Below are 19,374 nucleotides of genomic sequence, written 5' to 3' on the forward strand. Positions count from 1 at the left end.
CCGAGTTGAAATCAACCTACTCCCGCATCACCTTCAAGATGTACTCGGTCATTGACATTTTCTCCCGGTATCGCATCGCGAGTCGAGTTGAGATCGACTCGGCAGGATGTCACGCCGTTGAAATGTTTACCGAAGCCATCGCAAGGGAGGGCGCCCCTCGAGTGATCCACTCAGACAACGGTGGGACAATGAAGTCAACCGCGCTCATGAACCTTTTCGATGAGCACGGCATCGAGGCCAGCAATAGTCGGCCATATGTCTCCAATGACAACCCGTACTCTGAGGCCGAGTTCAGCACAATGAAAAGCCGGTCGTCATACCCGGAGTATTTCGAGAGCTTGCAGAACGCTCGTGAGTTCGACCACGCATATACCGTGTGGGCGAACAATCAGCAGTACCACTCTGGCGTCGCCCACTTCACGCCATCGCAAGTGCACTTTGGTACATGGCGCACAGTGTGGGCAAGGCGCGAGGCGACCCTACAACGGTACTACGAGTCCCATCCCGAGCGCTTCCGAGCAAAACCCAAAACGCCGTCCCCACCAGCGACGGTCGGGATCAACCACCTCGTGCAAACAGCCTGACCCAGAACAGCCACTGACTCCAACCAGCTTGACAACACCCGTCAGCTACACGTTCGTGCCAGACGACCGGAAACAGGGCCGGGCCGGCCGGGGCCAACGGCCCGGTACCGGTGCTGGCCGGGTCAGGGGCGCGGGAGGCGGATCTCCTGGGCGAGGACGGCGGGTACCAGCGGGTCGTCGGCGGCGACGTCGAGCAGGGCCAGCAGGGCGGTGACCCGCTCCGCGTCCTTGTCGAGTCGCGCGGCGGCCGCGATCTCGTCGGCCCGGGGGTCCTTGACCTCCTCTCCGGCGCGGATCCGCTCGGTGACCCAGGCAGTCCAGGCGGCCACGGCCGCGACCTCACCGGGGGCCTGCTCCGGGCCCCCGCGCTCGGCGATCACGGGCAGGGCGCGCACCGTCAGCTTGGCCGAGCCGTCGGCCGCGATACGGATCAGGTTGTCCGCCAGGCGCGGGTTGCGGAAGCGCTCCTCGAGGGCCGCGGTGTAGGCGTCGAGGTCGGTCGGCGGCAGCGGCAGCGTGGAGCGGGCCTCGTCCCAGAGCCGCTCGACCAGGGCGCGCACCTCGCGGTGACCGATCGCCTCGTCCACCCGGTCGCAGCCGGCGAGCTGGCCGGCGTAGGCCATCAGGGTGTGGGCGCCGTTGAGCAGGCGCAGCTTGCGCAGCTCGTGCTGGCCGATGTCGTCGGTGAACTGGACGCCGGCCTTCTCCCATTCGGGGCGGCGGCCGCGGAAACGGTCCTCGAGCACCCACTCGGTGAAGGGCTCGGTGACCACCGGAACCGTGTCCGGCAGGCCCGTGCGCTCCAGCACGAGGTCCCCGGCGGCGTCATCGGCCGACGGGGTGATCCGGTCGACCATCGAGGAGATGACATCGACGTGGTCGTCGAACCAGGAGCGGGTCTCCTCGTCGGTCGCGGCGAGCACGGCCGCGCGCAGGACCTCGCCGTTGCCGCTGAGGTTGTCGCAGGAGACCAGCGCGATGGGCTCGGTGACGCCGGCCTCGCGGCGGGCCTTCAGGCCCAGGGCGATCCGGGCGGGGACGGACACTGCCGGGTCGGTGCCGGCGGCGTAGCCCTTCTCGGTGATGGTCAGGGTGACCACGGCGGTGAAGGGGTCGGCCAGCAGGCGCACCAGGGCGTCGACGTCGTCGGCGGGGTAGGTCTCGTCGATGACGTCGACGATGCTCACCTCGTCGCCCTCGGCGCCGCGGACGATCAGGCCGTAGCGGCCGCCCTGGGCGTTCAGGGCGTCGGCCATGGCGGCGGAGCGGCCGGTGAAGGCGCTGACCGACCAGTTGCCGGCGCGCTGAGTGGCGACCAGGGTGTGGGCGCGCGCGAAGTTGCCGATGCCGAGGTGGACCAGTCGGCCCTCGTCGGTCGCGGCGGCGGCACCGGTGGCGGGGATGGGCTGAGACATCAGGAGGGGTCCTCTCCAGCGGCCGGTCCGAGACGGAAGACGTCCCGGGGCTGCTGCTCGGGCAGGGTCACGGCGAGCTCGGCGGCGTCCTCGTGGCGCATCCGGTGCTCGGCGACCAGTCCGGCGAGGTGGGTGGCGTCCAGCCGGCGGGCCATGTCGTGCCGGGCCGGGATCGAGCAGAACGCGCGGGTGTCGTCGATGAAACCGCTGGTGCGAGAGTATCCGATGGTCTCGGAGACGGCGCGGCGGTAGCGCAGGATCGCGTCGGGGGCGTCGATGAACCACCACGGGGCGCCGGCGTAGACGGAGGGGTACACGCCGGCCAGCGGGGCGATCTCGCGGGAGAAGACGGTCTCGTCGATCGTGAACAGCACGGTGCGGAAGTTCGGGCTGAGGCCGACGTCGTTGAGCATCGGGGCCAGGGAGTGGACGTAGTCCACCGGCACCGGGATGTCGAAGCCGACGTCGGGCCCGAACCGCTCGAAGGTGGCCTGGTGGTGATTGCGGAGGACGGCGGGGTGGATCGTCAGCACCAGGCCGTCGTCGGCGGCCAGGCGCGCCTGGTCGGCCAGCAGGTGGCGGCGCAGGGCGACGGCGGAGTCCTCGTCGATGCGGCCCTCGCGAGCGGCGGTGTAGAGGCGGCGGGCCTCGTTCTCCTCCAGCCGCGCGGTGCCGGGGTCGATGTGGGCGTGGTCCGAGGAGACGGCGCCGTGGTCGCGGAAGTACTCGCGGCGGATGCGCATCGCCTCGTAGTGGCCGTCGTACGTGCTCGTGTCCACGCCGGCCGCGGCACCGAGGGCGTCGGTGAGCTGGACGAAGTCGGCCCGGGCCGGCTCGAGGTACTTGTCCGGCCGGAAGGTGGGGATCACGCGGCCGGTGAAGGCGTCGTCGGCGGCGAGCGCGTCGTGGGGGGCGAGGTCGTCGACCGGATCGTCGGTGGTGGCCATGACCGTGATCTGGAAGCGGTCGAACAGGGCGCGCGGGCGGAACTCCGGCCGGGTCAGCTTGTCGGCGATCTCGTCGTACATCGCATCGGCCGTGGCCGGGGAGAGCACGGTCTCCAGGCCGAAGACGTCGTGGAACTCGTGCTCCATCCAGTAGCGCGAGGGGGTGCCGGCGAAGGCATGCCAGTGCGTCGCCAGCAGGTGCCAGGCGGCGCGGGAGTCCTTCTCCTCCAGCGGGCCGCGGCCGACCCCGAGGTCCGCGAGGTCGACGCCGCGGGCGTGCAGCAGCCGGTTGACGTAGTGGTCCGGGGTGATGAACAGCGAGGTGGGATCGCGGAACGGCTCGTCCTCGAGCAGCAGGCGCGGATCGACGTGGCCGTGCGGCGAGACGATCGGCTGGTCCTTCATCTGCTCGTAGAGGCCGCGCGCGAGGTCCCGGACGGTGGGATCGGCGGGCAGCAGGCGGTCGGGGTGGGGCACGAAGGCGTCGTTGCTCATGGCGCCATGGTGGCGCGGGGCGGCCTCGGGCGGCCCACGGTTGTCATGGGTTGCCGCTGGTCAGGGCATCGGTCAGCACGGTCCGGCCGGGCCAGTCCGCAGGCGCTCCGGCCAGGCCTGCCCGCAGTCGGCCCGCTCAGGCCTGCCCGCAGTCGGCCCGCTCAGGCCTGTCCGCAGTCGGCCCGCTCAGGCCTGCCCGCGCGGCCCGGTGGTGCCGCGCGGGACCAGCCGCACCGGCAGCGATCCTTCGACGGGGGTGCGGTGGGCCGACGGGTTCTCGATGCGTCGGATCAGCCGTTCGATGGCGGCGCTGCCCTGGGCGCGCTTGGGGGTGACGACGGTGGTCAGGCCGCCCCCGAGGTAGCGCGAGAGGGGGATGTCGTCGTGACCCATGATCGAGAGCTCGGCGGGGATCTTCACCCCGGCGCGCAGCGCGGCGACCAGGAAGCCGAAGGCCACCAGGTCGTTGTAGCAGACCACCGCGTGGGGCAGCTTCTCCCGCAGGTCCTCGAAGGCCTGCTCGCCGCCGGCGATGGTGGGGGCGAACGGGCCGTGGCGGTGGACGAGCAGGTCATGGGAGCGGGCGGCGGTGCGGGCCGCACGCCACCGCTCCCCGTCGGACCACGAGTTCACCGGGCCCGCGACGTAGGTGACGGTGCGGATGCCGTTCTCGGCCAGGTGCGCCATCGCCTGGCCCATGCCGTGCTCGTAGTCGGGGGTGACGGAGTCCAGGCCCGCGACCCGGCGGTTCAGCACCACCACGGGGAGGCGCTTGCTGAGGTGGTTCAGCGTGGCGTCGGAGAGCCGGGTGCCGGAGAGGACGATTCCGTCGACGACATCGAGGGCGCTCTCGAGGCTGGCGCGCTCGCGGTCCACGTCCTCGACGGTGTCGAGCAGGAGCAGCAGGAAGTCCTGCTCCTGGGCCGCTTCCTGCATCCCGGAGACCAGCTCGGCGAAGTAGGGGTTGGTGAGGTCCGCGATCTCGATGCCCAGACGCTGGTGCCGCACCCCGCGCTCCTGCGTGGCCGGGGCGGTGGTGCGGTAGTCGAGCGCCTTGGCCGAGGCCATCACCTTGGCGTGGGTGGCGGCGCTGACGCGGCCGGGACGGGAGAAGGCCCGCGAGACAGTGGAGGGCGCGACCCCGGCGGCCTTGGCCACGTCGTAGATGGTCACGCGATCGTCCGCCACGTATCCGGCTCCGTTCCTGCCCGCTCGGCACTGCCCGTTCTGAAGAGATCCGCAGGAGACTCTACCGGGGCGGTCGGCAACCAGCGGCAACTGCCCGCGCCGTGGACGCCGACGGGACCGCCGCCCTCAGTGCAGCTGGAGCCTGCGGTACCGGGCGCTGAGCGAGGAGGGGGCCACCACCGAGCTGGCGGTGCGCGGGGCGACGGAGGATTCGCGCACGTCCAGGCCGGGTTCGAGAATCAGGTCGCGGTCCTCGTTCCGGCCGTCGGCCCGCTCCTGCAGCAGCCGGATCGCCGAGACGCCCATCTGGTGGCGGGGCTGGCGCACCGAGGTCAGCCGCGGCCGGATCATCTCGGTCTGGCGGGTGCTGTCGTACCCCACCACGCTGATGTCCTCGGGCACGCGCAGGCCGGCATCGACCGCGGCCCCGAGGAAATCGATGGCCACCCCGTCGGTCTCGGCGAACACGGCGGTCGGGGAGTTCTCCTCCTGCAGGATCGAGAACAGCAGGTAGCGGATCGCGGGCTTCAGGGTCTCCACACTGCCGCCCTCGATCTGGAGGTGCCGCTCCAGACCCGCGTCCCGCATCCCCTGGGTGTACCCCTCGGCGCGGAGGCTGCCCTTGGCCAGGTGGGCGATGCGCTCATGGCCCAGGCCCACCAGGTGCTCCACCGCCAGGCGCGCCCCGAGCACGTCGTCGTTGCTGACGACGTCCACCCCGGGAACCGCGCGCTCCGCCTTGCCGACCAGGACGACGGGCGTGCGCTGAGCGGCCTTCTGCAGCATCTCGGCGGGAATGGCCGTGCCGAAGGTGACGATGCCGCGCAGCTTCTCGGCCCTGAGCTCCTCGAACTCGGTGCGCAGGTGCTCGAGGTCGCCGCGCCCGTCGAAGAACATCAGCCGCAGCCCCGCGTCGCCGGCGGCCTCCTCCATCCCGGAGACGACGTCGTGGGAGAAGACGCTGACGATGTCGCGCAGCAGCACGGCGACGGTGCCCGGGGCCGTGCGGTTCGGGCCACGACGCACGGCGCGATATCCGATCTCCTCGGCCGCGGCCAGGATCCGGTCGCGGGTCCCCTCCGAGACGCCCGGGCGGTCCCGCAGGGCCAGGGAGACGGCCGTGCTGGAGACGCCTGCCCGCGCGGCGACGTCCTGGAGGGTGAGCTTGCCGGTCTGCTGGGCCATGACTTCGAAGGGTAGCGCCGGCCACCAGCCGCCTCGACGCCGCGAGACCTCGTGACCAGGGCTCTTCCTCGAGCGTTCACCCTCGCGTCACCCTGCGGGAGCGATCCTCACTGAATTCAGTGCTCGCCGGAGCTGAATAAAGCAAATATCACACGCCTTCCTCGCGCCCGTTCACCGTGGCCGTGAATCGTGTTCACCGGCCGGACGAATTCGCACCGTACGGTCATCTTCCGAAGATGCCCCGGAGCTCGACGGGGAACGTCGCATGCCTACTCGGAGGAGAATCAGATGGCCATTCCCAGCCGCACCCGCACCCCCGTCGAAATCCGTCGCCGCACCGCTCTCGGGGCCCTGGGAGGAATGGGGCTGGTCGCATTCGCCGGCTGCGCGAACGACTCCGAGGGCTCGGCCTCCGGGGACGTCGAGGCCATCAACGAGGTCGACGAGATCACCTCGGCCGATTCGCTGACCGAGCCGCCCATGCTCGCCGAGCGCGTCGAGGCCGGCGAGCTCCCGCCCGTCGCCGAGCGCATGCCCGAGCTCGCCGACATCATGGTCGAGCCGGTCCACGAGCAGATCGGTGCCTACGGCGGCACCTGGAACTTCCCGACCAAGTCCGCCCAGGAGGGCCCCTGGGACATCGGCAAGCCCACCGAGGAGGCGCTGTTCCGCTTCACCCCAGAGGGTGACGGCGTCGAGCCCAACGTCGCCAAGGGCTTCGACGTCAACGACGACCTCACCGAGTACACGATCCACCTGCGCAAGGGCATGAAGTGGTCCGACGGCCACGCCTTCACCTCGGCGGACGTGATGATGTGGTGGGAGCACATCATGCGCCCGGAGATCTTCGGCCGCAGCGTCTACGACGCCTTCTGGTCCACCGACCCCGCCACCGGCGAGCGGGCGATGGCCGAGTTCTCCGCGGTCGACGACCACACCGTCCAGGTCGCCTTCCAGCATCCGCGCCCGATGTTCCTCGAGCGCGTCGCGATCGATGCGAAGTGGATGTTCGCCCCGGCGCACTGGATGGAGGAGGTCCTCGACGAGTTCATCGGCGAGGAGGCGGCGCTGGCCATCGCGAAGGAGCGCGGCTACGAGGACCTCGAGGGCTGGTACGAGTCGGCCTGCTACTACTACTGGTTCTGGTCGGATCGCCCGATGCTGCGCGCCTGGATCCCCACCGAGGACGCCGGCCCCGAGCAGGTCACCTGGGAGCGCAATCCCTACTACTGGAAGACCGATCCCGAGGGCAACCAGCTGCCCTACATCGACGAGCTGTCCCTGGAGACCTACCAGGACCCCAGCCACGTCGAGCTGCAGGTGCTCGAGGGCCACTTCGACATCGCCCAGTTCGAGTTCGGCTCCTTCACCCTGCTGCAGGAGAACGCCGAGAAGGGCGACTACACGGTCGCCCAGTGGGAGACGGCCGACTGGTTCTCCAACGGCATCCAGTTCAACATGGAGCCCGAGGACCAGACCCTGCGCGATCTCTTCCACGACGAGCGGTTCCGCGAGGCCCTCTCGGTCGCCGTGGACCGTGAGGCCCTCTCCGAGCAGCTGACGCTGGGCCTGGGAGCCCCGCAGCAGTCCTCCATCGCCGAGGGCCGTCCCTTCTACCAGGACGGCTGGGCCGAGAAATGGGCGAGCTACGACGTCGACCGCGCAGGCGAGCTGCTGGACGAGCTGGGGCTGACCCGTGAGGGCGACTGGCGCGTCCGCCCCGACGGCGAGCCGCTCCGCCTGGTCATCACCCAGGAGTCGGAGGCGCCGCAGGCCGGCCAGTTCGAGGAGCTGCTCAAGCATCACTTCGAGGAGATCGGCATCCAGATCGACGTGCAGCTGGTCGACCGCGGCCGCTACGGCGATCTGAACGACTCGGGCCAGCTGCAGCTGACCACGCGCGGCGCGATCGGCGGCATCCACCCGATCTTCCGCCCGGACACCGTGGTCCCGCTGCGCGCCGGCACGCCCTGGCACACCCAGTACGGCACCTGGTACGCCTCCGAGGGGGCCGAGGGCGTCGAGCCCACCGGCGACATCATGGAGCTGATCACCATCTATCGGGAGATGTCTGCGCAGACGGACACCGCCCAGATCGACACCTACGCCGAGCAGATCATCCAGCTGCACCAGAAGAACCTCTGGGCGCTCGGCTACACGGGGCCGGTCCCGCGCCTGTTCGCCGTCAGCAACAACATGGCCAACGTGCCCACCGAGACCACCTACGCCGATGAGTTCCGCGACCTCGGCCACGGCCGCCCCGCGCAGTTCACCTTCATCGATCCGGAGGTCGAGACGGCGTGAGGCACGGTGCGCCCGCGCGGGAGGAGCCCAGGTGCTGACGTACATCCTTCGGCGCACCCTGACGATGATTCCGGTGGTGCTGGTCATCTCGGTGATCGTCTTCTGGATCATCCAGCTGCCGCCTGGGGACTATGTCTCCAATCGGGTCCTGGAGCTGCAGCAGGAGGGCGAGCAGCTCAGCCGCGTCGAGCAGCAGGCGCTGCGGGACCGGTACGGCCTGGACGACCCCTGGTACGTGCAGTACCTGGCGTGGATCTGGGGCATCCTCACCCGCGGCGACCTCGGCTACAGCTTCGCCTACTCCCAGCCGGTGCTCGCGGTGATGGAGCGGTACATGGCCACGACCCTGATCGTGGCCGTCGCCTCCATGGCCTTCACCTACCTGGTGGCGATCCCGATCGGCGTGTACTCCGCCGTGAAGCAGTACTCGCTGGGCGACTACGTCTTCACCACGGTCGGGTTCCTGGGCATGGCGACACCGAACTTCCTGCTGGCCATCATCCTCATGTATCTGTCCTACATCTGGTTCGGGGACCCCATGCTGGGCCTGCAGTCCCCGGAGTTCTCGGGCCAGGGCTGGAGCCCGGCGAGGGTGGCGGACATGCTCAGCCACCTGGTGATCCCGGTGGTGGTGATCGGGACTGCCTCGACCTGCGAGCTGATCCGGGTGATGCGCGGGCAGATGCTCGATGAGATGACCAAGCAGCACGTGCTGACCGCTCGCGCCAAGGGCGTCAAGGAGTCCACCAACCTGCGCAAGTACTCGCTGCGGGCCGCGCTGAACCCCATCGTCTCCACCATCGGGTGGTCGCTGACGGCGATCTTCACCGGCTCGACGATCACCGCGATCGTGCTGAACCTGCCCACGCAGGGCCCGGTGATGCTCTCCGCGCTGATGGCCCAGGACATGTACCTCGCGGGCGCCTGGCTGGGGTTCATGGCGATCCTGACGGTGATCGGCACCCTGATCTCCGACATTCTCCTGGCCTGGCTGGACCCCCGCATCCGTGACGAGAGGAGGGCCCTGGCATGAGCGTCATCTCCCCCGCCCTGGGACGGCTCCGCGGCCGTCGTGCACCCTCGCTCGAGGCCGCCGCGGCACGCCGGGAGGACTACTACGCCGCCGGTCAGTGGCGGCTGATGTGGGCCAAGCTCTCCGCGCACCGTCTGGCGCAGATCTCGATGGTGCTGCTGGCGCTGCTGTACCTCGGGGCGATCTTCGCCGGGTTCCTCGCACCGTATTCGCTGGCCAGCTACGACTCCGACTACGTCGACGCCCCGCCGACGATGATCCACCTCGTCCACGAGGGCCGGTTCGTCGGCCCCTTCGTGTACGGCCTGAGCTTCGAGCGGGACCCCGAGACCCTGCGGCCGATCTTCGTGGCCGATCACGAGCAGATCCACCAGCTGCAGTTCTTCACGCAGGGCTCGGAGTGGTCCTTCTTCGGGCTGTTCAACTCGAGCCTGCACCTGTTCGGCGCCGAGGGCAGCGGCCGCGTGTTCCTGTTCGGCACCGACAGCCTGGGCCGGGACATCTTCTCCCGGATCCTGCTGGGCTCGCAGGTCTCGCTGACGATCCCGCTGGTCGGCGTGGCGATCAGCTTCGTGCTCGGCATCGTCATCGGCTCGATCGCCGGGTACTTCGGCGGCACCACCGACTTCCTCATCCAGCGTCTCATCGAGATCCTGCGCTCGTTCCCGACGCTGCCGCTGTGGATGGCGCTGGCCGCGGCGATCCCCTCGCGGGTCCCGGTGATCACGATGTTCCTGTACATCACGGTGATCATGGCGTTCATCGAGTGGACCAGCCTGGCTCGGGTGGTGCGCTCGAAGTTCATCTCGCTGAAGCAGGAGGACTACGTGATGGCCGCCCGGGTGGCGGGCGTGCGCCCGCTGCGGATCATCGGCACGCATCTGATCCCGGGCTTCCTCTCCTACCTGGTGGTGGCCGTGACCCTGGCGGTGCCGGGGATGATCATCGGCGAGACCGCGCTGAGCTTCCTGGGCCTGGGCATGCAGGCCCCGGCCACCTCCTGGGGCGTGCTGCTGCAGGAGGCGCAGGACATCACCAACGTGGCGATCTATCCGTGGAAGCTCATCCCGCTGGGCTTCGTCATCATCACGGTGCTCGCCTTCAACTTCCTGGGCGACGGCCTGCGCGATGCCGCCGACCCCCACAAGTGAGGCACCCGATGACGATCACCGCTGATGACACCGCCACCGGCACCCCGGTGCTGAGCGTCCAGGACCTGGCGGTCCACCTGCCCACCGAGCACGGCCTGCTGCGCGCCGTGGACGGCGTCTCCTTCGAGGTGCGCGCCGGGCAGACCCTCGGCATCGTCGGCGAATCCGGCTCCGGCAAGTCCGTGACCGCCAAGACGCTGCTGCGCCTGAAACCGGCCCGGTTCCATGAATCCGGGACCGTGCGGCTGCACGGGGCCGACGGGTCCGACGCGCTGGACCTCATGGAGCTGCGAGCCGACGGCCCGATGATCCGGGCCGTGCGCGGGCGACGGATCGCCATGATCTTCCAGGAGCCGATGACGGCATTCAGCCCGCTGCACACGATCGGCGACCAGATCATGGAGGCGATCCTGCTGCACCGCACCAGCGACCGGGCCGAGGCCCGCGACATCTGCCTGGAGTGGATGCTGCGGGTCGGCATCGGGGACGCCGAGCGCCGCATCGACCAGTACCCTCACCAGTTCTCCGGCGGCATGCGCCAGCGCGCCATGATCGCGATGGCGCTCTCGTGCGAGCCGGAGGTGCTGATCGCCGACGAGCCCACCACGGCCCTCGATGTGACCATCCAGGCGCAGGTCCTCGAGCTCATGCAGGAGCTGCAGGAGGAGACCGGGATGGCGATCGTGTTCATCACCCACGACCTCGCCGTCGTGGCGGGGATGTGCGACGAGGTGGCGGTGATGTACCTGGGCCGGATCGTCGAGCAGGCCCCGGTGCGCGAGCTGTTCTCCTCCCCCCAGCACCCCTACACCCGCGGCCTGCTGCGCTCGATCCCGCGGCTGGGCATGGGCCGGGACGAACGGCTCCACGCCATCGAGGGCACCGTCCCGCAGGCGATCGACCTGCCGCCGATGTGCTCGTTCCGCGACCGCTGCACCGCGCGGATCGAAGGGGTCTGCGAGACGGCCGAGCCGCGGCTGCTGGAGCTGACCGGCCGCCACCACGTGCGCTGCTTCCTGCACGACCCGGATGCGCCGGAGCCGGATCGGCTCGTCGGCTCCGCGGCGAGCGAGCCGGCCCGTGCCTCCGCCGTTGCCGCCGTCTCAGCTGTCCCCGGCACCCCCGCCCACCCCGAGGAGTCCCCCGCATGAGCGCGCTGCTGCAGATCGAGCACGTGACCAAGGAGTTCAGCGTCTCGCGCACGGAGTCCTTTCCCGCGGTCGACGACGTCTCCCTCACCCTCGAAGCGGGCGAGACGCTCTCCGTCGTCGGCGAATCCGGCTGCGGGAAGTCGACCCTGGGCCGGGTGATCGTGCGCGGCATCGAGGCGACCTCCGGGGCCGTACTCTACGATCCCGAGGGCACCGGCGACCGGGGCGGCCGCAACGCCGAGAGCACCGCCGACGAGGGACCGGCCGGCGAGCGCCCCGCCCGTGAGGGCTCGGCCGGTGAGCGCCCCGGCGGTGACGGCCGGGCCGGGAGCGGCCGCGAGATCGACTTCCTCGCTCTGAGGGGCCGCGCTCTGCGTAAGCACCGGCCGGATATCCAAATGATCTTCCAGGACCCGATGTCCTCCCTGGATCCGCGGATGACCGTCTTCGACATCATCGCCGAGCCGCTGCGGGCGACCCGTCGGCCCCGCAAGCAGGAGCTGCAGCGCCGCGTGCGTGAGATCGCCGAGAAGGTGGGGCTCGACCCGTCGCACCTGCGCCGCTATCCGCACAGCTTCTCCGGCGGCCAGCGTCAGCGGATCGGGATCGCCCGCGCGCTGATCACCGAGCCGAAGGTGATCGTGGCCGACGAGGCCGTCTCCGCGCTGGACGTGTCGATCCGGGCCCAGATCATCAACCTGCTGAAGGATCTGCAGGACGAGCTGGGGCTGTCCTACCTGTTCATCGCCCACGACCTCTCGATCGTCGAGTACATCTCGGACCGCGTGGCGGTGATGTACCTGGGTCGCATCGTCGAGCTCGCGGATACCGAGAGCCTGTTCTCCCGGCCCCGCCACCCCTACACCGAGGCGCTGCTCTCGGCGGTGCCGCAGCCGGACCCGGACGCTCCCCGCCGGCGGATCGTTCCCAAGGGTGAGGTGCCCAGCCCTACGGACCGCCCCGAGGGCTGCCTGTTCTCCTCCCGCTGCCACTACGCGACCGAGCTGTGCCGCACCACGACCCCTCCCCTGCGGGAAGCGGCCGACGGGCATTTCTCGGCGTGCCACTACGCCGAGGACCTGCCGCTGCGCGGCATCGCCGGACAGCCGGGAGTCGCGGCGGCGGAGCCGGCGACCATACCGTCACCGGCTCCGGCATCCTGACGGCCGGCTACTCGGCAGGTCGTTGAACGGCGAACACGTCCTCGGCCGACCAGAGATACTCACTGTCACACCGGTAGCCACGTAGCCACGGGCGCCCATCGACCACGCGCAGGTAGAACCCCTTCGGGTAGTCGTCGTCTTCATGCAACGGCCACGAGGCCACTGTGATCGCACCGGTCGGTGCGCGGCCGGCCAACATCACCGTGTCGGGTGCCGATTCCTGCTCCGTCAGCACCAAGCGGAGGTACGGTCCCGTGTCCGGTGGGCAGAGTGCCAGCCCGCGTTCCTGTGCAGCAGCGTGAATCTGATCGAGCCGCGCTCCGCCGCGGAACCCCAGATCGCTCACAGCAACGGACGTCACGTGCACGGACTGTGCGACAGGTTCGCGGAACACGCCGTGGGCAAGCAGCGTCTGCGCATGCTCATTGAGACCGACATTCCGATGGGCGAGAGCCTCCTTCAAGTCTGTTCGCGAGAGGGTGCCGACGTCCAAGGTCAGATCGAGGTGCGCCATGGACACAGCATGTCGCACCTCCGGCTCGTCGGCGCGTGCGACCGCCGGAGGAAGCTGGGTGCCGCAGATCGACCTTTGCCGAGTACTCAGCGCGTCAGCGTCTCAAGTGCACCGCGGATACGGTCTGCGATCTGCGGGCCATCAAGAAGCGGCCCCCGGGGGGTCGACGAGACGTTGGGATCCGATGGGCACATCGGAGTAGCGCGGGATCAGCTGAATGTGGAGATGGTTGACCGGTCCGTCGCACATCGAGACCTGGTAGACGCGCTCGACTCCGGAGAGCGCGGCGCGAAGCGCCTTTGCCACGTCACGGCACACCGTGAAGAGCCTGGTGATGTCCGCGTCCTCCAGCGAGGTGAAGTCCTGCACGTGGGCCTTCCACACCACGATGGTGTGTCCGGGCGCGCGAGGGTCTGCGGCCAGGGCGACTCGCACGTCCGGCTCGTCGAGGACGAGGGACTGCGGGCCGAGCACGAGTCCCGTCGAGAGTTCTTCGCACTGGTAGCAGATGCCCTTCTCGGTCAGCTCCGCTACGCGCGCGCCGACGCGAGCTCGCTGTTCCCTCCATCGGGACAGCTCGTCGTCGGAGGCGTGAGTACGGGGGACGTACCGGCTGTTGGAAGGCGGGTGGTGTGCGGCCATTGCAGCGCGTTCCTCACTCATCACTGGAGTCGGCGATGGCCACGGCGACATTGGTCAGCACGCCGAAGCAGACGCCTTGGCTCAGACCCACGGCGAGTCTCGGATGCCGCACGCCCCGATTCGTGAAGAACCGTTCCGCCCGCCTGTCGACCGCCACCCCGATCGCCGTGACCCCGGCCGACACCGTCCCTGCCACGGCGGCTACGGCCGCTCGGCGGAAGAGCACCGCCCGGTCCTCACGGCCCCGGGGGCGGCCTCCGTCGTCGCCCGTCGCCGCCGGTGCGGCGTGAGGGGTCCACGGCATCCAGCCGTCGGGCGTGGTCGTCCGAGCTCTCGCGAGAGCTCGGAGGGCGAGGTACGTGCCCGCCGCGCTGGCAATTGCGGACGCCGAGACGAGGACCATGACCTGACGACCGTACAGTCGCCCGACGGGGATGGCACCGACCGCCGAGTACATCGCGACGTCGAGAGCCAGCTGGGCCAGGGGACCGAGCTTCACAGAGTTGGACGTCCGCACGATCGACACCGTAGCAATCGGACGGGTTGGCACCACGCGGCTCTGCCCGTCGCGGCGCCGCTCAGATCGCGACGACCTCCTCGGCCCGACCCGACTCGGCGCTCGCGTACGCGGCCAGGATGATGCCGAGGACGTCGATGCCCTCCTGCACGCCGTGCAGCGGCGGGCGCCCGTCCTGGACGCAGTCGACGAAGGCGGCGATCTCCGCGGCGAAGGGGTCGCGAAGCTTGGTGGAGTAGACCTGCTCGGCCTCTTGGTCCCGCAGCGAGACGCGCAGTGTCATGCCGTCGGAGCTCAGCGACCCCTTCTCCCCCATCACGGCGAAGCGCTCGGCGCCCGGCACCCGCGGGTACGCCCACGACGTCTGGATCTGGCCCACGGCTCCGCCCTCGAACCGCACCAGCACCTGGGCGGAGTCCTCGCCCTCCATGAACGTCAGCCGGTGCGTGGACATCATCGAGAACACGGAGCTGGGCCGGGCTCCGGCCAGGTGCATCATCAGGTAGGTGGGGTGGTAGCCGGTATCGATGAACTCCCCGCCGCCCGAGGTGGCGGCGTTCGCGCGCCAGCCCATGGTGGAGGGGTCGAAGTCGTTGTAGAACGCATCGGTGGTGCGCACCTCGTACACGGTGCCCAGGGCCCCGGAGTCCACGAGCTCCTTGGCCCGGGCCACGGACGGCAGGAACAGCTTGTTGTGGGCGCACATGAAGCTCACGCCGGCCTCCTGCACGGCCTCGCGCACGGCGACGGCTTCCTCGGCGGTCAGGCACAGCGGCTTCTCGCACAGGATGTGCCGGCCGGCCTGCGCGGCGGCGACGATCGCGCTGCGGTGGAGGTGGTGGGGGAGGCAGATGTCGACGGCATCGACGTCGGCCTCGGCGAGCAGGGCGTGGAAGTCCGCGTAGCCCTCGGCTCCGGTCTGGGTGATGCGGCGGGAGAGGGTCTCGGGGTCTGCGTCGGCGATCGCGGTGACCTGAACGCGGTCGGGGTGCGCGGCGTAACCGCGCAGATGGGAGTCGGCGATGTTGCCGCCGCCGATCAGGCCGACGCGCAGGGGTGCGGGGGTGGGGGTCATGTCAGGTCTCCTCGGGGAGCGGGGGTCAGCAGGCGGAGTCGTTCGCGGCGATGACCAGTGCGGTCAGAGCGCGGGCACGGGCGAGGTTGTCGGTGGTGGGTTGTCCCTGTCGGATCGCCTCGGCCCACTGCTGCAGGGGCGCGGGTCCGTTCGCGGGGATCTCGATCCCGGACCATCCGTCGGCGGTGCGCAGGGACATGCGGGGCACGGGGGCGCCGCCCGTGGCATCGCCGTCGGGGCCGGCACTTCCGGGATCGCCGCCGCCGGGGTAGGTGCCGTAGAACACCGAGCCCTCGGTGCCGTGGACTTCGAAGCTCAAGGGGCCCGACGGGGTGGCGAACCCGGTCTCGATGACGCCGATCGCGCCGCCGGCCGTGGCGACCGTGACGACGGCGCTGTCCTCCACGGCTCGGCCGATGACGTGGGCGTAGGTGGCCTTCACGGTCTCGAACTCGTCGCCCAGGATCAGCTGGGTGATGCAGGCCGGGTGTGCTCCCAGGTCGGTGAGGGCGCCGCCGAGCGCCTCGTCGGGGTCGTAGAACCAGTCGGGCAGCTGGCCGGTGAGGGCGCCGCCGTGGGCGAGGCGCACACGGGAGGTGACCACCGTGCCGAGCACTCCCTCCTCCAGCACCTGCCGCAGGGCGGTCACGCAGCCCAGAGCCAGGCGCGGCAGCGAGACGGTCAGCACGCGTTCGTGCTGGTCGGCCAGCCGCATCAGCGTCTCGCAGCCCGCCACCGTGGGCGAGAGCAGCTTCTCGGTGAACACATGCTTGCCGGCGTCCAGCGCCGCGGCGATCACCTCGTCATGGTCGCGGGTGGCCGTGGTGACCACGACACCCTCGAGATCCGCTCGTCCCAGCAGCTCGTCCCGGGTGGCGGCGACCTCGATCCCCAGCTGCTCGGCGAGCTGCCCGGCGCGGTCGGCGTCCTCGTCCCAGAGCCCCACCACCTCCACGTCCGGGTGCGCGAGAAGGGCGCGAGCGTAGTCGCGGGCGTGGACGTGCCAGGCTCCCAGGACGGCGACCCGCAGAGAGTGGGACATGGGCAGTTCCTCCTGAAAGCTCGAATCGCTTACCGTGACAGCCGCTGAGATGCTAGAGGAGGAAAATGCGGATTCTGCGCCTTCACCGCACGCCTTCAGTGGTGTTCACGCAGCGTTCATTCCGGCCGGCCGGCGTGGCAGAAGCGGCCATAAATTCCGGGGCGGGATTCACTTGGCGTCACCGCTCGCGTTCAATCCGCGGCCATCGAGGCTCCTTATCGTCTCCGTGCGGGCCAGATACCGTGGTCCGTCACAGCCCTCAGAACAGGATTCCCGTGAGACCACGACGCCTCATCGCACTGCTCGACTGCGGAGACACCCTCATCGACGAGGGCACCGAGATCCGTGATGACGACGGCATCGTCGTCTCCGGCGACATGCTCCCCGGTGCGAAGCAGATGCTCCATGATCTCGATGCCGCCGGCTTCCGGCTCGCCCTGGTCGCCGACGGCAGGTACGTCTCCTTCGAGAACCTGCTCTCCCAGCACGGGGTGCTCGACGTCTTCGAATCGCTGACCTGTTCGGACGCGGTGCGTCATCAGAAGCCGAGCCCGCGCATGTTCAAAGCGGCGCTGGGATCGCTGGATCTGGCGGCGGAGGATGCTGGCCGCTGCGTGATGGTCGGCAACAATCTGGCCCGCGATATCGCCGGCGCGAACGCTCTGGGCATCACGAGCATCCACCTGGCGTGGACGTCGCGCTATCCGCGGGTCTCCGAGGCCGCCCTGGAGTGCCCCGACCATGTCATCGACACGCCCGCCGAGCTGCTCCCGCTGCTGGAGCGGCTCGATGCCCGTCTGCGCGAGAGCGAGGAGCGCACCGCATGAGCATCCCGACCCTTCCGTACGACCAGATCGTCGGTTTCGAGGAGGTCGACCCCCTCGAGCCGCGCCAGATCCTGGCGAAACGGTTCCAGCCCTACCTGGCGCCGCTGACCGGCTGCGTCCCCCACCCCGGGGTCGACGCCGACGGCAATATCAGCGCCGGCCTGCCCACGGAGTCGGTGGACGAGGGCGGGCGCGACTCCCGCGGCCAGGCGTATTCGCGCTCGGCCGCGCTGCCCGGGTACCGCGCGATCGTCTACGCCTGGTACTTCCCCAAGGACTGTCCCTCCCCCGGCCGCGGCCACCGCCACGACTGGGAGGGCGCGGTCGTCTGGTTGCGCGAGCCGGAGGGAGCGGCGGAGGCCGACGGGGGCGCCGACGCGCAGGCCGAGATGATCTCCTTCAGCTACTCCCAGCACGGTCGCCTGTTCACCGTGGAGCCGTCACCCGAGGTCACCCATGAGGGCCGGCCGATGCTCGGCTACAGCCGCTACGGCGAGAAGGTCACCCACTCGATGTGGCTCCACGACCAGCCCGGCGACCTCCACCCGCTGATCGACTGGGAGGACCTCCCCGAGGCGGCGCGCACCGCGCTGAACGAGGGCGACTACGGCGCCGGCACCCCGCTGATCCGCGAGGGCGCCTTCCAGCGCAACGTGTACCACTCCTGGCCCGGGGAGCCGGGGCAGATCATGGACCTGCTGGGGCGCACCCGGTAAGGGGTCGCTCGCACCAGCTGGGGAATGACTGTCTGCTCGGCGAGCGCCGCCGAGCTCACTCAGTGCGTGCCGCCGAGCTCGATGAGCAGCACACCGGCGGCGATCATCGCCATCCCGGCGAGCATCATCGGGGTCAGGGCCTCGCGGAAGATCACGCGGGAGGCCAGCGCGGTCAGCACGATGCCGATGGCGACCCACACGCCGTAGGCGACCCCGAGCGGCATACCCGTCCGCAGCGTCGCCGAGAGGAAGGCGAAGGCCCCGAGGTAGCCGAGCACCACCAGGGCGTACCAGGCGCGACGGCCCGTGGCGGCGGCCCGCAGCGACAGGGTGCCGGCGACCTCGGATCCGATCGCGCCGCTGAGCAGCAGCCAGCTCATGTCGTCTCCTCCGGTGAGGCATCGGGCCCAGTTGCGCGCCGGGCATGATCGGAGCCGGGCTTGGCGGTCTGCGCGCCCGGTGACGAGGCGTCGGCCGCTTGCGCGCGCTGGGAGCCGAGCTCGACGACCACCACCCCGGCCGCGACGAGGGCGATGCCCGTCGCCTTCAGCGTGGTCAGCGGCTCACCGAACAGGGCTGCCGAGAGCAGCGCGGTCAGCACCACGCCGCTGGCGCCCCAGATCCCGTAGGTGACGCCGAGGCCCATCCCCCGGCGCAGCACCAGGACCAGCAGTGCGAAGGAGAGGATGTAGCCGACGCCGACGAGGCCGTAGAGCGCGGGGACGTCCAACGCGCCGCGCAGGGCCAGGGTCGCGGTGACCTCGCTGAGGATCGCGCCGGCCAGCAGCAGCCAGGCGGTCACGACTCGCCGCCGAGCAGATCCGCGGCGGTCTCTTCGAGGGACGCGGTTTCGTCGGCCGGGATCTCGAGCAGCCCGCTGGCGCGGTCGAACCACACCCCGTCGGCCATCAGACGTACGGCCAGCAGGCGTCGGCGCAGGTCCGCGGGGGTCTCGGGCGGGACGACGAGCCAGCGGTCCAGCTGCTCCTGCCACCGCTCGGTGAGGGTTACGCGCAGGCGCGGGTCGGCGAAGATCACGAGGTCCGCCGGGGACAGCGAGCCCTGGCAGGACCACTGGAGGTAGGCGAGGAAGCGCTGGCGGGCGGGGACGCCGGCGAGGTCCTCGGCGCTCTGCCCGCCGGACTCGGTGATGCGGGCGAGCATCTCCTGCTCGTAGCGCTCGGCGATGCGGTCCAGCACCGCCGCGAGCAGGTCCTCCTTGGTGGCGAAGTGGTACATCAGGCCCGGTTTGGAGACCCCGGCGGCGCGGGCGGCGGCCTCCAAGCTCAACGTGCCGTCGGCGCCGAGGTGCGCCTCGGCGGCATCGAGCATGGCCTCGCGGGCCGACGGGCGGTGCGCGGGGCGGGTCTCGGTGGTGGTCGACGGCGAGGGGGAGGTCATGGGGATACTTTACCGACCGGATAG

General features: G+C 70.1%; 20 protein-coding genes. 8 read left to right on the top strand and 12 right to left on the bottom strand.

The window, feature by feature from the left end; all coding sequences use genetic code 11:
* Positions 1-584 (top strand): transposase (locus tag ACFQS2_RS00370; RefSeq protein ID WP_377792270.1); only part of this gene is annotated, 584 nt, incomplete at its 5' end.
* Between the two features lie 122 nt (positions 585-706).
* Here ACFQS2_RS00370 and ACFQS2_RS00375 read toward each other — a convergent pair.
* The 4 genes from ACFQS2_RS00375 to ACFQS2_RS00390 form a co-directional block, all read right to left on the bottom strand.
* Positions 707-1,999: a mannitol dehydrogenase family protein gene (locus ACFQS2_RS00375; RefSeq protein ID WP_377792333.1), complete on the bottom strand. Its 1,293-nt coding sequence runs from the start codon at positions 1,997-1,999 to the stop codon at positions 707-709.
* Positions 1,999-3,441, bottom strand: coding sequence for a glucuronate isomerase (uxaC, locus tag ACFQS2_RS00380; RefSeq protein ID WP_377017737.1), 1,443 nt, complete (start codon positions 3,439-3,441; stop codon positions 1,999-2,001). Before uxaC ends, ACFQS2_RS00375 begins: the two co-directional genes overlap by 1 nt.
* Before the next feature lie 186 nt (positions 3,442-3,627).
* Positions 3,628-4,629 (bottom strand): LacI family DNA-binding transcriptional regulator, encoded by a 1,002-nt coding sequence (locus ACFQS2_RS00385; RefSeq protein WP_377792334.1) that lies wholly within the window; start codon positions 4,627-4,629, stop codon positions 3,628-3,630.
* Between the two features lie 126 nt (positions 4,630-4,755).
* Complete coding sequence (locus tag ACFQS2_RS00390) at positions 4,756-5,814, bottom strand: LacI family DNA-binding transcriptional regulator (protein WP_377017741.1); 1,059 nt, start codon at positions 5,812-5,814, stop codon at positions 4,756-4,758.
* Positions 5,815-6,102: 288 nt separating this feature from the next.
* Between ACFQS2_RS00390 and ACFQS2_RS00395 the strand changes: the two genes are divergently transcribed.
* The 5 genes from ACFQS2_RS00395 to ACFQS2_RS00415 are packed head-to-tail and all read left to right on the top strand — an operon-like array spanning position 6,103 to position 12,616.
* A complete protein-coding gene (locus ACFQS2_RS00395) occupies positions 6,103-8,118 on the top strand; it encodes an ABC transporter substrate-binding protein (protein WP_377792335.1) in 2,016 nt (671 codons plus the stop codon).
* A 31-nt stretch (positions 8,119-8,149) separates the two neighbouring features.
* Positions 8,150-9,151 carry an ABC transporter permease gene (locus tag ACFQS2_RS00400; RefSeq protein ID WP_377017745.1) on the top strand — a complete coding sequence of 334 codons (1,002 nt, stop codon included), beginning with the start codon at positions 8,150-8,152 and terminating at the stop codon, positions 9,149-9,151.
* Positions 9,148-10,302: an ABC transporter permease gene (locus tag ACFQS2_RS00405; RefSeq protein ID WP_377792336.1), complete on the top strand. Its 1,155-nt coding sequence runs from the start codon at positions 9,148-9,150 to the stop codon at positions 10,300-10,302. Before ACFQS2_RS00400 ends, ACFQS2_RS00405 begins: the two co-directional genes overlap by 4 nt.
* 8 nt (positions 10,303-10,310) lie before the next feature.
* Positions 10,311-11,453 carry an ABC transporter ATP-binding protein gene (locus ACFQS2_RS00410; RefSeq protein ID WP_377792337.1) on the top strand — a complete coding sequence of 381 codons (1,143 nt, stop codon included), beginning with the start codon at positions 10,311-10,313 and terminating at the stop codon, positions 11,451-11,453.
* Complete coding sequence (locus ACFQS2_RS00415; protein ID WP_377017751.1) at positions 11,450-12,616, top strand: ABC transporter ATP-binding protein; 1,167 nt, start codon at positions 11,450-11,452, stop codon at positions 12,614-12,616. The genes ACFQS2_RS00410 and ACFQS2_RS00415 overlap by 4 nt, the downstream gene beginning before the upstream one ends.
* A 7-nt stretch (positions 12,617-12,623) precedes the next feature.
* Here ACFQS2_RS00415 and ACFQS2_RS00420 read toward each other — a convergent pair whose 3' ends face one another.
* The 5 genes from ACFQS2_RS00420 to ACFQS2_RS00440 form a co-directional block, all read right to left on the bottom strand.
* A complete protein-coding gene (locus tag ACFQS2_RS00420; RefSeq protein ID WP_377017753.1) occupies positions 12,624-13,130 on the bottom strand; it encodes a hypothetical protein in 507 nt (168 codons plus the stop codon).
* A gap of 141 nt (positions 13,131-13,271) precedes the next feature.
* Complete coding sequence (locus tag ACFQS2_RS00425) at positions 13,272-13,772, bottom strand: HIT family protein (protein ID WP_377792338.1); 501 nt, start codon at positions 13,770-13,772, stop codon at positions 13,272-13,274.
* Between the two features lie 13 nt (positions 13,773-13,785).
* The gene (locus tag ACFQS2_RS00430) at positions 13,786-14,289 is read right to left on the bottom strand and encodes a hypothetical protein (RefSeq protein WP_377017758.1); all 504 of its coding nucleotides are present in this window, start codon (positions 14,287-14,289) and stop codon (positions 13,786-13,788) included.
* A 61-nt stretch (positions 14,290-14,350) separates the two neighbouring features.
* A complete protein-coding gene (locus ACFQS2_RS00435) occupies positions 14,351-15,364 on the bottom strand; it encodes a Gfo/Idh/MocA family protein (protein ID WP_377792339.1) in 1,014 nt (337 codons plus the stop codon).
* A 25-nt stretch (positions 15,365-15,389) separates the two neighbouring features.
* On the bottom strand, positions 15,390-16,406 hold the full coding sequence (locus tag ACFQS2_RS00440; RefSeq protein WP_377792340.1) for a Gfo/Idh/MocA family protein: 1,017 nt from the start codon (positions 16,404-16,406) through the stop codon (positions 15,390-15,392).
* Between the two features lie 275 nt (positions 16,407-16,681).
* Between ACFQS2_RS00440 and ACFQS2_RS00445 the strand changes: the two genes are divergently transcribed.
* Together ACFQS2_RS00445 and ACFQS2_RS00450 are read left to right on the top strand one after the other, a co-directional pair.
* Positions 16,682-17,233, top strand: a complete 552-nt coding sequence (locus ACFQS2_RS00445) for an HAD family hydrolase (RefSeq protein ID WP_377017764.1) — start codon at positions 16,682-16,684, stop codon at positions 17,231-17,233.
* Positions 17,230-17,949, top strand: coding sequence for an NPP1 family protein (locus ACFQS2_RS00450; RefSeq protein WP_377792341.1), 720 nt, complete (start codon positions 17,230-17,232; stop codon positions 17,947-17,949). The genes ACFQS2_RS00445 and ACFQS2_RS00450 overlap by 4 nt, the downstream gene beginning before the upstream one ends.
* 59 nt (positions 17,950-18,008) lie before the next feature.
* Here ACFQS2_RS00450 and ACFQS2_RS00455 read toward each other — a convergent pair whose 3' ends face one another.
* Genes ACFQS2_RS00455 through ACFQS2_RS00465 form a run of 3 tightly spaced genes read right to left on the bottom strand, consistent with a single transcriptional unit; the run spans position 18,009 to position 19,350 of the window.
* Entirely contained in the window at positions 18,009-18,329 is a 321-nt protein-coding gene (locus tag ACFQS2_RS00455) for a DMT family transporter (RefSeq protein WP_377017769.1), read from the bottom strand.
* Positions 18,326-18,751: a DMT family transporter gene (locus tag ACFQS2_RS00460; RefSeq protein WP_377792342.1), complete on the bottom strand. Its 426-nt coding sequence runs from the start codon at positions 18,749-18,751 to the stop codon at positions 18,326-18,328. The genes ACFQS2_RS00455 and ACFQS2_RS00460 overlap by 4 nt, the downstream gene beginning before the upstream one ends.
* Positions 18,748-19,350 (bottom strand): TetR/AcrR family transcriptional regulator, encoded by a 603-nt coding sequence (locus ACFQS2_RS00465; RefSeq protein WP_377792343.1) that lies wholly within the window; start codon positions 19,348-19,350, stop codon positions 18,748-18,750. Before ACFQS2_RS00465 ends, ACFQS2_RS00460 begins: the two co-directional genes overlap by 4 nt.
* Between the last annotated feature and the right edge of the window lie 24 nt (positions 19,351-19,374).

The sequence above is a fragment of the Brachybacterium sp. GCM10030267 genome, from assembly GCF_042666875.1.
In the GTDB taxonomy this organism is placed as follows: Bacteria; Actinomycetota; Actinomycetes; order Actinomycetales; family Dermabacteraceae; genus Brachybacterium.